The following is a 12,707-nucleotide window of genomic DNA, read 5'->3' as shown; positions in this document are numbered from 1 at the left end:
TCAAGAAACCCGGTTTCTCTATACCTCACTCACTTTAAACCCGGTGTAAATTAGATAAATGTTGGGTTTCGCTCGGCTCTACCCAACCTACAATAGCTTAATTTTTAGTTGATAAATAACTCTTAAAGCTGAGGATATTGTGCTTGCAAAGCAGCTTCAACCCGCTCATACTCGGCATTAAGTTGTAAAAGAATTGTTGATGTGCCAGCAGTTGTACCCTGACGAGCAATTGTTTCTAACTCGCCACAGATTTGAGCAAGTAAGTTTGCACCAACGGTAAGACTACATGATTTGAGCGCATGAGCAGAATGTTGTAATACTTTCGCGTTTTTCTCTGCGATTGCATTAGTAATATCCTCCATTCTTGGCGGAGCATCTTCCAAGTAGCTATCAATCAGCTCAACTAACAACTCATCAAAATCATCACCTGCTATTTCTTTAAACCCTTCCAGTACCCGAATATCAATAGCAGGTTTTTCACTTAGATCTAAATCTGGTTCAGTTGCCGATGGTTGATCGTTCATTTCAACTGCACAATAGGGAATTTCATTATTAAATTGAGAATATTTCTTTAAAGATTGAACAATTGACTCCGGCCGAACAGGTTTACTAATATAATCATTCATTCCCACTCTCAGACACTCTTCCCGATCCCCTTGCATGGCATGAGCTGTCATGGCAATAATCCAAGGATCGGATGGTGATAACCATTCCTGACGAATGCGAGTAGTCGCCTCCAATCCGTCCATTTCTGGCATCTGAACATCCATAAATACCACATTGTAAGATTGACGGTGCAAAGATTCCAATGCCTCTTTTCCATTATTAGCCACATCAGCACGATATCCCAATCGATGCAACATTTGCCGAGCAACTTTTTGATTAACCGCTACATCTTCTACTAAAAGAATCCGTAACGGTAGCTCTTGAGCTAAAAGAGGATTGAATTGCTCTGCTGGTGTATTTATATGGCGAACTGAAAACCGCTGTCTACCTAAAATATTAATAAATATTTCGTAGAGTTGAGTTTGTTTGATTGGCTTCATTAATACAGCCGCAAAGTACTTTAATTCTTCTGCTTTTGAGAGGGATTGATGACCAACTGAACTTAGCATTACTAGAGGCATTGCTTGAGAAATTGGTAATAGTTTGATGTTGCCAGCCAAAGTCAAACCATCCATTTCTGGCATTTGCATATCCAAAACCGCAATATCAAAATGCTGATTATCAACAAGCCAATTTAAAGCTTGTAATCCAGACTCTGCTGCTTTAATTTCCATTCCCCAAGATAAAGCTTGCAAGGTTAAAATTTGGCGATTAGTAGCATTATCATCCACAACAAGGAGACGTTTTCCAGTTAATTCTGGTTGGGATATATGCAAATTAACAGTAGCACCATTGGCGGTGACGGCGTTACTAGCCGCTTGAGCGAGAACAGTAAAATAAAATATAGATCCTTTGCCAACTTCACTCTCCACCCACATTCGTCCACCCATCATTTCACTTAAGCGTTTGCTAATGACTAATCCTAATCCTGTACCACCATAAGTACGAGTCATTGAAGCATCAACTTGGCTGAAAGGTTTAAAGAGACGATCCATTCTATCTGCGGGAATACCAATACCAGTATCGCGGACTGCAAATTGAATTTCGTAAGTTTGTTGGTTGTTGGTTGTTGGTTGTTGGTTATTGGTTATTGGTTGTTGGTTATTGGTTATTTGTTCTTTGGTTTGGGATGATTTACTTGCTAATGATAATTGACTAATAACAACTGAGGAAATTGAAACTACTACTTCGCCTTTTTGTGTGAATTTAACAGCATTACTGAGGAGATTCACCAGAATTTGTCGCACTCTGGTAATATCACCAACAAGGGTAACAGGGGTTTGAGGGTGAACCAGGTACGCTAGTTCTAAATTTTTGGCACTAGCTTGAGATGCTACGAGATCTAAGGCTTCCTCTACACAAATTCGCAGATCGAATGGTTGCTCTTCTAAGTCGAGTCTGCCTGATTCAATCTTAGAGAAATCGAGAATATCGTTAATAATAGTGAGAAGAGATTCACCACTGCTACTAATAGTTTCTACGAAGTCTTCTTGTTGGGGTGTAAGACTAGTATCCAACAGTAATCCCGTCATCCCAATTACAGCATTCATAGGGGTGCGGATTTCGTGACTCATCATTGCTAGAAACTCACTTTTCGCTCGATTTGCAACTTCAGCTTCCCGTTTAGCCCTATATAAATCGATGTTATTTTTAGTAAGCTCTTCCCGCCGCTGTTTTTCCTGTGTTAGTAATTGAGCTTGAGCAAGAGCAATACCAACTTGAGCTGCTACTGCTGCCAAAAGTTCAATTTCATCTTCTATCCACTCCCGAAAACGATCGCACTGATGCAAACCAATCACCCCATTTGTCTCTCCTTGATAGGATGTGCGTACTGACAGCATTGACTTCAAACCAATCTGGTGACAAACTAAAGTTGCATCTTTGAGGAGGGGATCTCTATATACATCTGAGGAAGCAACTACCCAATCCTGAGAAAGTACTTTTTGGGCGTGGAGATTACCAACTAATGGAATATCTATATCTTTGAGGGAATTGTAGCCCAATTCTAGATACTCTCCCACTAAAGGAATGTGAGGGTAAGGTTGAGTAATATAGCTGTGAATTAGGCAGCGATTTACACCGAAAGCCCTACCAATTTGGGTAGCTGCTGTCTGGAAAATTTGTTGAGCGTCAAGACTTTGACGAATTTCTTGAGTAATTTGTTCTAGTAGTAATGCTCTTTGTAATTGCCTCTCTAATTCTTTTTTAGCTGAGTTACGCTCAATCTCATTTCCCACCCATTGAGCCATGAGTTTTAAGAGTTGGCGATCGCTATTTTTAAATGGTAAATTCCGTGGGTGTAAACTGGAAAAGTTGAGAGTACCGTAAGGAATTCTACCTACCATAATTCTGGTACCGATGTAGGATTCGAGGGGGAATGCTGAATAAGCAGGATGATTTCTCCATTGGGAATCTCTGGCTGACTCGAAACAAATTGGCTCTTTTGCTTGAATAGTTTCACGAGAGATAGTTTCCCCCAAATTGAACAAATCTCCATTACGAATCTCAAGGGAAAGCCGAGGTGGTACTTGAGCGGCAATTACCTGATAAGACTCTTCTTGAATACGCGATACAATCCCTATATCAAGATTAAAATACCGTCGCCCCATTGCTAATAATCCTTGCAATCGCTTCTCAGAAGTAAGTTTCGGTGCTGAAGCTACTCTATATAAGGATCGAATTGCGGCTTCGGCTTCTCGCTGTTCTTTTTCTGCCTGTTTGCGATCGCTAATATTCCGTACAATTGCAATTATTTGATCTTGTTGTTGGTTATTGGTTGTTTGTTGTTGGTTCTTTGTTGTTAAAATTAATGGCAATAGTCTGGCTTCATAGCTTTGTTTTACTTCATCTATAATCAGGGAATACTCAATACTGACGATAGATTTATTCTGGATTACTTCTCTGATTGAGTGACAAATTTTCTTGCCTACATCAGGAGGCAAAATATTTATAACTGATTTGCCAATAAATAGGTTTGGGGGCACGTATAGATCGGAAGTATTTGCTGCTTTATAGTCCAGAATTATGCCATCACTATTCATCCTAAAATACAGATCGGGGAAGGCATTAAAAATAGCTTGCAATTCTGAACTTTGCCGATGTAACTCTTCTTCAACACGCTTGCGCTCAGTAATATCGCGGAAGATCATAGCAAAGCCATCACTCAATTTAGCAACAGCCAGTTGAAACCAACCTTTTAAGCAATCATTAGCATAATAAAATTCACCGTCTAAAGGTTCACCTGTTTTCACAACACCAATGAACAAACCGAACAACTCTTCCCCAATATTTCCTGGCATTTCTTCCATCAAACACTTGCCAATTAGATCTACTTCGGTGCGCTTGAGTACTTTTTCTGCCGCTGGATTGACTAAGATCCATTTAAAATCAATAATATTGTCTTGACTATCCCTAACTGACTCAAAAGCCATCACTCCATCCAGGGAACTATTTAATACTCCAGCAAGTAGGGATTGGGAATATTTTAGAGTGGCTTCTGTCTCTTTCCTCTTGGTGATATCATGAGCCACACAATAAATTAACCCTTGCTCTATCCATGGAGTAGCATTCCACAAAATCCATCTGTAAGAGCCATCTTTACAGCGATAACGATTTTCAAAACAGATGGTTTCTACACCCGTTGTCAGTTTCTGAGCTTCGGCAATCGTAGATTCTATATCGTCAGGATGAATCAAATCTAGGTAGGGTTTAGCTAATAATTCTTCTGTGGTAAAGCCTAATATTGTTTCCCAAGCTGGATTCAGGCGTTTGAAATACCCATCAAAGCCAGCAATACAAAGCATATCAATCGATAGAGCAAAAAAGCGATCGCGCTCTTCTTCTGCTTTTTTGCGATCCGTGATATCCTTTTGAATTCCGATGTAGTGGGTTAATTTTCCGGTAGTATCTTGTACTGGAGAGATCGACAGTTCATTCCAGAAAAGTGTACCATCTTTACGATAGTTTCGTAGCACAACACAGCAGGATCTTCCTTCCGCAAGCGTCTGCCGCAATTCATCAAGAGCAGGTTGATTCGTATCCGCTCCTGTTAAGAATCGAGAATTTTTACCGATGACTTCCGCAGCAGAGTAACCCGTCATCCGCTCAAACCCAGCATTCACCCAAATAATCGGATAATCTGGTAATGTGGCATCGGTAACAATCATGCCATTACTACTAGCTGCGATTGCTCTTTCGAGTAGTGAAGAGTGAGTTTCTCTATTTGCTTGCCAAGCCCGCACCGCTTTCATCTTCTGGCGCAGCCGTTGCACCCAATTTGGTAAAGATAAAATTTGACGTAGTAATCGCATAAATCCTATAGTCTGATCTAGTGGTACAATTTTTCAACCTTCAGCCTTCATCCTTCTTTACTCTATAACCTTAAAACTCTATAGTAAGAGATAGCACCATCAGAATCACTTAACTCCCGTGATTATTCCAGAATCAGTAACCTTTGAAGACGCGATCGCCCTCACCGAGTTAATCATGGCTCAAATAATAGAGGGTACTCTATCTCAAACAGAAATAGCAGAAGCAATCGCCGCCTTAGTTAAAACAGAAAACGGTGCTAGAGGGTTTTTTGTCACCTATCTCACCTCATCAGGTACGTTAGCCGATTATCCCTCACCAGAAATTATAGAAGGATTACACTCTTCCCCCGATACTGTAGCGGAATTTTTGGTAAAAAACTTAGCAATGTCAAGCGCGATGGCAATTACCCATCGTCGCAATAGCGATGAAGAGATGGCGAGGGAGTCTGACAAAGTGCGATCCCGCACTACCACTATTATCGAGCAAGTTGAACTACCTCAAGTACGGGAATTAGCTTTAGCTTTGCGAGAAAGTGCCATAACTGGAGAAGGTGACTACAAAACTTTTTTGGAGCGCTGGCAATATGATGCTCAACAACGAGAAGTAATTTGTCAAGCAATTGATAGGCTAATTGCTAATGGCTATTCCCTGAAGGATGAAGGATGAAGGCTAAAAAATAGTTTCTCCCCTGCCCCCCTGCCCACTCCCTACTCCCCAAACCCTAAATATCCCCGTGGTGTAATCATCCAATCCTCATAGAGGGTAGTACTTTGATTGCCAATTAGGACAGTAGTTAGCATATCAATGGGTATTTCGAGTAATTTGTCAAGAGTCGTCAGGGTAATTTCTTCATCCTCTCTATATGCCGAGCGGATAATCGCAACAGGAGTATTGGGATAGCGATATTTGAGGAATATTTGTTGCGCGATCGCAATTTGTTTGGTACGATTACGCGATCGCGGATTGTAAAAAGCGGTGACAAAATCCGCTTGAGCAGCAGCTTCTACTCGTTTTTCAATTACTTCCCAAGGAGTCAATAAGTCACTCAAACTAATCGCACAGAAATCGTGCATTAAGGGCGCACCAACACGAGAAGCAGCCGATTGTAAAGCCGTGATACCAGGGAATACCTCTACTTCAGGTATTTTACCATCCCATTGTCTTAATTTTAGTTCCTCTAATACTAATCCCGCCATCCCATAAATACCGCAGTCGCCAGAAGAAACAACGGCGACACTTAACCCCCACTCTGCTAATTCAATCGCTCTGATAGCCCGTTGACGCTCCTGAGTAATCGGTAGACTTTCAATAATTTGTCCGGGACGAAAAATAGCAGCAATTAGATCTATATATAGAGAATAACCGATAACCGCATCTGCACGAGATATAGCCATTTTAGCAGATTGAGTCATTTGTTCTAATTGTCCCGGACCAATACCAACTAAAAATAATTTACCTGTACGTCCAGTATATTCTATTTCAGATTGGGCGATCGCTATTGTTACTGCACCAGGTTCATTTTCTGATTTAAAAATTTGTTTGGGAACAAGGATTGCAGCGGATGGGTTATCGGTTTTAGTACTAGATTTAGGAGGGAAGTTGGTAGCGGATGGGTTATCGGTTTTAGTGGATGTGGTAGGGAAGTTTGTAGCGGATGGGATATCGGTTTTAGTGCTAGATTGGGAATGGGAGATTAGAGGGGTTAGACTAGCACAAATAGCCGCTGCTTCAGCGACACTGGGAGTACCGACTTCTGCGGCAACAATTTCTGAGGGAGTGGGAACTTTAATTGAACGGAGAATCTCTCTTGAAAATGTTCGTAAAGGCAAATTGCCATTGCCACATAGTTCAATAATACCTATTTCATCAGCTTTCAGATCAATAGTAGCAATTCCTGCGATCGCAAATTCTGATAAATGATAATCCCGACAAGTTTCTCTAATTGCCCTTTCAATTAACTCTCTAGATGTCCCACGTTCGCACCCAATTCCCACCCACAATACTCTAGGATACCACTGAACCGTTGGCAAGTCAGATTCTGGCAAAAAATGCCCAACTCTGGCACTAATCAAAATCCTAGCAGCTAATGGGGAGTGGGGAGTCGGGAATGGGGAGAGCTGAAATGAATGTTGTTTAGGTAAATGATTTTGCCATAAAATAGAACCAACTTCCTGAATTACCTCAACAGCTTCACCTCTTGCCACCGCAGCACTAACACCCTTCCAATCCCCATTTCCCCTTACCCAACCAAAGGGCACGCCCAACATATCAACACCTGCTAAACCCAAGCCAGCAGAAGCACCTGTTAAAATAGGTGTTCCTCCCAGATAAATTGCCAGTGCCCGTGTCAATTCATCGGCTTTACCTTGATGCCCGCTACATAAACTAATAACAAAATTACCCGTTTCATCAATAACAATAACCGCTGGATCTTGATATTTATCTCCTAATAGAGGAGCAATTAAACGAACCACTGCACCAGTTGCCAAACCAAAAATAAAAGCGCGACAATCTTCCCAAATTGCTGCAATATGACTTTTAAGAGAACCCCGATAAAATTGGACATTTTCCAAATAGTTGAGAGACTCTGGCACCCAAAGTATCGCCCCCGTCGCTTGGCAGATAGATTGTAGTGTTTGGGCTGCGGCAGGAGTAGTTGCGATCGCGGCTATTGGTTGAAATTCGGCAAAAAGTGACTGACTCAAATTTTCTTCTTAACTCCAAATTATTTATTATTACTTCAACTAATAATACCACGATCGATAGCAGTAGGGTGGGCAGTCTGTAGCAAGATGATCGTCATCTTTTCTATTTATAGTGGGGGCTGCCCACCCTACATAAAATACTTATTATTACATCAACCAATTTCCTTACCAGGAAAGTATTCAATTAATTTTACATCAGTTTCGGCGACTGAACCATGATGAACGTAAACAAATCTTGTAATACCCACGCCAGGAACAATATCTATAATCGTGTGTTCTGGGCTAGTTCTATATGCCAGTTCATATTCTGTCACACCTTGGATCTTCTTAACTCCTTTAATATTTTGTATATTTGTCGATTTCTCGCTTTCGACTAGCCAACAATACCATTTATCTTGTCGAGTTATCTGTTTAGCCTCCCCAAATACCTTACCGCGAATTAGGGGAAAATCTAGGAATAATTCACGCTCTTCAACTAATCCCACCAGGGGATCGTCTTTATCTTTTAGTCGCTTAACCAGATTCGCTACTTTTTCGTTACTATTGACTAAATAAAATTGGTCAGGATAAACGTGAATCATCAGATAATCACCTGGTTTCTTACCCTGGTTATACCATGCTAAGTCATAGGGACTACCTTTCAAAACAAATCCTGTAACAGATCCGCGCTTAATTGCTTCAACAACCTCCATTTTCCAGGTAACATTTTCTTCGTTAACCGATTGCTCTGTAGTCCATTTTGTTGTCCCCTGATAAACCCAGTAACTACCTTGGGCTAAGGGAAAACTAGGCAGAATTTCTTCTGTAGCAGAACTTATAATTAGCAAAATAGTGGACAGGGCTAATGCGATTATAACTAATATTTTACCTAATTTATATTGTATTTTGTTCTTCATAACTATTACTATCGGTTGCAGATTTCCCCATTAAGGTATATAACCAAGATCGGACTTAAGCAAAACCTCTATCTGTAGGGTGCGTTATCCTAGGCTAACTGCTCCCTACCACTATATGTAAACTAGCCGATTAAGTCCGACAAGAATTGATTGTGACATCAACTCTAATATAAGTAGATACCCCCCACACCCCTCAACACCTAAATGACAGGAAGTGTTATCCTTGACAAAAATCAATTTTAGCTACTTTCTGACAAACCATCTCGCCTGTAGCGGTTCAAAGGTTAAATATTAACAATATATATACACCTACCTAATTAACCAATTCTTCGATCGCCTCCGCCTCTGTTGGTAATCCTCCTGTTAAAACCTCACATCCATCCTCCGTCACCAAAACATCATCCTCAATCCGAATCCCCCGCACATCCCCAAACTGCGCCAGACGCTCCCAATTTACAATATCCCGATATTTTACTCGCTGTTCCGGATCGTTCAAAATTGCTGGTACTTGATAAAATCCCGGTTCTATGGTAACAAGCATCCCCGATTTCAAAGGACGATTCAGTCGCAGGAAGCACAAACCAAAGCGATTGCTTCTGACTCTTCCCTCCTCGTAACCCGCCAAATCTCCTAAATCTTCCATATCATGGACATCTAACCCCAACAAATGCCCAACTCCATGAGGAAAGAATAAAGCATGGGCATCCATTTCCACTAAATCCGATACCTCTCCTCGGAAAATCCCTAAATCTACCAATCCTTGGCAAATTACAGATGCTGCTAGCAAATGAATATCGAGATATTCCACATCAGGGCGGATTTTGGCGATACAGGAATCATGGGCGGCTAATACAATATTGTAAATGTCTCGCTGAGTAGGAGAAAATTTACCTATAATAGGCCAAGTACGAGTTACATCAGCCGCCCATCCCATCTCCGTTTCCGCCCCAACATCAGCAAGTAATAAATCTCCTGGTTGTAAAGAGTGGTGATACTGTTCGTTGTGTAACACTTCACCATGAACTGTGACAATAGAATTATAGGCACAAGTCATATTATGGGCAATAATAACTCCCTCCATTGCCCCCCGGATGGTAGCTTCTGTTTGGGTTTTTTGGAGTGGGGAGTGGATATTAAAATTAGTAATATTAGTTGCTCTCATTCCAGCTTTATGGGCTTCCACTGTTACCGCAGCCGCTTGGCGTAATTCAGCTAAAGCATCTGGATCGTGGTACATTCGTAAAGATGCGATCGCAATTGCTAAATCTCGATCCCTCCCACTCAAATTATTCCCTAATCCCAAAGGGCGCTGCAAAATTTCAGCTTGCTGGTGGCGAGTCATGATATCCTGAACAGCAATAGTCGCTACACCCTCACCACGGGATGACAATTCAGACAAAGGAAAAGCAGCATCTGCGCCAATTTTTTCGGCAATTTCCTCCCGTTTCGGCATTTCTCCATGCCAAAGGGTAGTTTCTGGTGGACTATCGTCTATAAATAATTCTAGTTTACCAAAATTGAGATAAATTACCGCCCTCTCCAGAGGCAAACCCCCAAAGTAAAGGAAGTGACTGCTAGCCCGAAACGGAAACCGATTTGCTGGGAAATTCCGCCCCATCCTACATCCTGACCATAGCATAACAGGAAAATCAATAAGCCCGGCGAGGCGTTGCCGTCGATTCTGTAGGGTTTTTGCAAGGGTGGTGCGATTGGAATCAATTTCCATGATCAGATTAGGTGTTATCGGTTTTCTGGTAAAACTCAAAACTCAAAACTCCCCAAATTATTCCGGATCGTCATCATCTATTTTATCCTCACCGTCTGCTTTATACTTGTCATCAGCGCTACTAGGCTGAGGTTTCGCCTTTTGTTTAGATTTATTTCCCTCATGGTTTTTGTCTCCTTTATCTGACTTATCTTTTACACTCTCTTTATCTGATTTATCCTTTTCATGTATCTTTACACAAGCCGTAATTGTCAAGGAATTAGTCACTATTAATAATACAAATAATGTCCAATTTATCCAAATTCTTTTTTCTGATTTGCGATTTACGAAAGACATAAACTTCCTTCCCTAACCCCATACAATTCAAGAATAAATTTGCATCCTTTCCGCCTTGATTTTCTTAACCTCCTTCACAGGAGTACTCACTTTATTGCGTTCGCAATTTGCCTCTTCAAAACTTGCCCCATGTCTGATTAATACCAGTTTGATTTCTTTAGAAATTCCTTGATTGCTAGCAAACTTAGTATTTTCCACAGTCGCCCCCCTCAAATCAGCATGACTCAGTTTTGCCCCCCGAAGATTGGCACGGCTTAATTCAGCAATGCTCAGATTAGCACGACTCAAATTCGCACTACTCAAATTAGCGCGATATAAATTAGCCAGACTTAAATCAGCGAAGCTCAGATCGGCACCTCTGAGATCGGAACCCTGAAGATTAGTCCGGATCAAGTCAGCTCTTTGGAGATTGGCACGAATTAAGCAAGTATGACTCAAGTTAGCTCGAACAATTGTCGCACGGCTCAGATCGCTCAAGCTTAAATCAGCACTCCACAAATTACTCCCAGTCAGTTTGGCATAACTAAGTTTAGTTTCGCTTAAATCAGCTTCGCTCAAATTTGCCTTACTCATATCAGCGCCTTGCAAATCAGCACCTCCCAAGTAAGCACGTACAATAGATGCTCCCACAAGATTGGCTTCCCTAAGATCCGCATTACCTAAATTTGCCCCTCTCAGTTTGGTATTACTCAAGTTGGCACAACAGAGGTTAGCCAGAGATAAATTCACCCCCCTGAGATCCGCATTACTAAGGTTAGCACTATCTAAATCGGCACCACTCAGGTTAGCATCACAAAGGTTAGCGCATTCCAATCGGCTATTTTGCAGAAGGGCAATCCTAACTTCAGCCCCTCGCAGGTTAGCATTTCTGAGATCCGTACCATTGAGATTAGCACCGATTAAGTCAGCACCGCGCAAATCTGCACCGCGCAAATTAGCACCCTCAAGGTTAGCACCTCGTAAATTGATGCCTCTAAGATCCGCTTCAATTAAATTAGCTTGAATCAGGTTAGTATTGCTCAAGTTAGCTTCCGCGAAATCTGCCCCTAGATTAAGATTTGCGATTGCTGCTAACTGAGGGAGGTTATCAGTTTCTGCGACTAAAACGCGCTGAAACAGGATATAGAGTTCTTCGAGAGATGTTGAATCACTCATACAATAACAGTACTCTGCTGAGATATTGCTTAAATTTTGGTTGTAGTACCCGCCGAATCGTCAATTGCTCTAAAACCGCTCTCTTATTGCGACTAATATCTGAGTGCCACAATCCTTCAGCATCGGTGAGACAAATATCTCGCCCAGACACCTCAAACGTGGCTTGGATACGACAGGGAAAAGCAGTCACATTCAAAGTGGCTAACTTTACCTTGTGCAGAAATCCCTTTAATACTGGCTCGCCTTTTTCCTCTTCAAAAATCCAAGTCGGATTTGCTTCGGAAACTTTTTTAGTGATGTGACAGATATTACCCTGAAATGGATGGTTTTTGTCAGGCTCTTCCTCGGAAATTTTATTGGTGGGAAGGGAAGGTATCCTTACTCCTTCTCCAAGGGATAAGGCTTCGCCAATCCTTCCTCTGGTTAACGCGCTCTTTGATGTATAATTAGTAGTTTGGGAAAATTCTTCTGTCTGGGGTTCCTCGTTTCTGGGGAGGAGGAGTTCCACGGAACCACCTAGATGACGCGACTCAATGGGAATTTCCGCACCCACTAGCCTTAATCTTAATTCTCCACCTCTAAGACCAAATTTAATCCGCCCTTCTTTGAGGGGTTCCCATTGCTCGTTAAAGTGAATAGTTAAATATAGATCGATTTGTGACGTTTCTGTAGCAGGTAACCAATCCCAATAGTTGGTTTTCGGCTGCACAGGAATTCCTGACAACTCCATGGATAAGCAATCTGGACATTTGTTTTGTCGGTTGGGCTTTGAAGGAAGGATGGATGGCATTTCCCGATAACCAAAGGTAGAGGTGGTGAGGAGCGAACACTACTTTGATGATAGGGTGAATGCGATCGCGGTGGTAGTATATGGCAACGGTATGGCAACGGATGGGTAACGGATGTAACGGATGGTTTGGGTGACATCTCCTACACCAACCTGAGTACAGGTATGGTGTAGGCTTCCAAACC

The 12,707-nt window shown here is 41.7% G+C and carries 8 protein-coding genes; 1 reads left to right on the top strand and 7 read right to left on the bottom strand.

Going from position 1 to position 12,707, the window contains the following annotated elements; all coding sequences use genetic code 11:
* Window positions 1–122: 122 nt before the first annotated feature.
* Window positions 123–4,916, bottom strand: coding sequence for a PAS domain S-box protein (locus tag NJ959_RS00040; protein WP_254009690.1), 4,794 nt, complete (start codon window positions 4,914–4,916; stop codon window positions 123–125).
* 118 nt (window positions 4,917–5,034) lie between these two features.
* On the opposite strand from NJ959_RS00040, the gene NJ959_RS00035 reads away from it, so the two are divergent.
* Complete coding sequence (locus tag NJ959_RS00035) at window positions 5,035–5,583, top strand: sll1618 family protein (RefSeq protein ID WP_254009689.1); 549 nt, start codon at window positions 5,035–5,037, stop codon at window positions 5,581–5,583.
* A 41-nt stretch (window positions 5,584–5,624) separates the two neighbouring features.
* On the opposite strand, the gene cobJ is transcribed toward NJ959_RS00035, so the two are convergent.
* The 6 genes from cobJ to NJ959_RS00005 form a co-directional block, all read right to left on the bottom strand.
* On the bottom strand, window positions 5,625–7,622 hold the full coding sequence (gene cobJ / locus NJ959_RS00030; protein WP_254009688.1) for a precorrin-3B C(17)-methyltransferase: 1,998 nt from the start codon (window positions 7,620–7,622) through the stop codon (window positions 5,625–5,627).
* A gap of 152 nt (window positions 7,623–7,774) precedes the next feature.
* On the bottom strand, window positions 7,775–8,518 hold the full coding sequence (locus tag NJ959_RS00025) for a hypothetical protein (protein WP_254009687.1): 744 nt from the start codon (window positions 8,516–8,518) through the stop codon (window positions 7,775–7,777).
* Window positions 8,519–8,831: 313 nt separating this feature from the next.
* Window positions 8,832–10,244, bottom strand: a complete 1,413-nt coding sequence (locus tag NJ959_RS00020; protein ID WP_254009686.1) for an aminopeptidase P family protein — start codon at window positions 10,242–10,244, stop codon at window positions 8,832–8,834.
* Between the two features lie 57 nt (window positions 10,245–10,301).
* Window positions 10,302–10,580 (bottom strand): hypothetical protein, encoded by a 279-nt coding sequence (locus tag NJ959_RS00015; protein ID WP_254009685.1) that lies wholly within the window; start codon window positions 10,578–10,580, stop codon window positions 10,302–10,304.
* Window positions 10,581–10,607: 27 nt separating this feature from the next.
* Window positions 10,608–11,735, bottom strand: a complete 1,128-nt coding sequence (locus NJ959_RS00010; protein WP_254009684.1) for a pentapeptide repeat-containing protein — start codon at window positions 11,733–11,735, stop codon at window positions 10,608–10,610.
* Entirely contained in the window at window positions 11,728–12,525 is a 798-nt protein-coding gene (locus tag NJ959_RS00005) for a hypothetical protein (RefSeq protein ID WP_254009683.1), read from the bottom strand. The genes NJ959_RS00010 and NJ959_RS00005 overlap by 8 nt, the downstream gene beginning before the upstream one ends.
* Between the last annotated feature and the right edge of the window lie 182 nt (window positions 12,526–12,707).

The sequence above is a fragment of the Limnofasciculus baicalensis BBK-W-15 genome, from assembly GCF_024178385.1.
Taxonomy (GTDB): Bacteria; Cyanobacteriota; Cyanobacteriia; order Cyanobacteriales; family Coleofasciculaceae; genus Limnofasciculus; species Limnofasciculus baicalensis.
Note: the sequence above shows the minus strand (reverse complement) of the source record. Positions and strands in the feature narration are given on the sequence as shown.

What these genes read in the sequence shown, in the direction of transcription:
- NJ959_RS00010 (WP_254009684.1), bottom strand. Translation starts at nt 11,735, where the DNA reads ATGAGTGATTCAACATCTCTCGAAGAACTCTATATCCTGTTTCAGCGC.
- NJ959_RS00015 (WP_254009685.1), bottom strand. Translation starts at nt 10,580, where the DNA reads ATGTCTTTCGTAAATCGCAAATCAGAAAAAAGAATTTGGATAAATTGG.
- NJ959_RS00005 (WP_254009683.1), bottom strand. Translation starts at nt 12,525, where the DNA reads ATGCCATCCATCCTTCCTTCAAAGCCCAACCGACAAAACAAATGTCCA.
- NJ959_RS00025 (WP_254009687.1), bottom strand. Translation starts at nt 8,518, where the DNA reads ATGAAGAACAAAATACAATATAAATTAGGTAAAATATTAGTTATAATC.
- NJ959_RS00020 (WP_254009686.1), bottom strand. Translation starts at nt 10,244, where the DNA reads ATGGAAATTGATTCCAATCGCACCACCCTTGCAAAAACCCTACAGAAT.
- NJ959_RS00040 (WP_254009690.1), bottom strand. Translation starts at nt 4,916, where the DNA reads ATGCGATTACTACGTCAAATTTTATCTTTACCAAATTGGGTGCAACGG.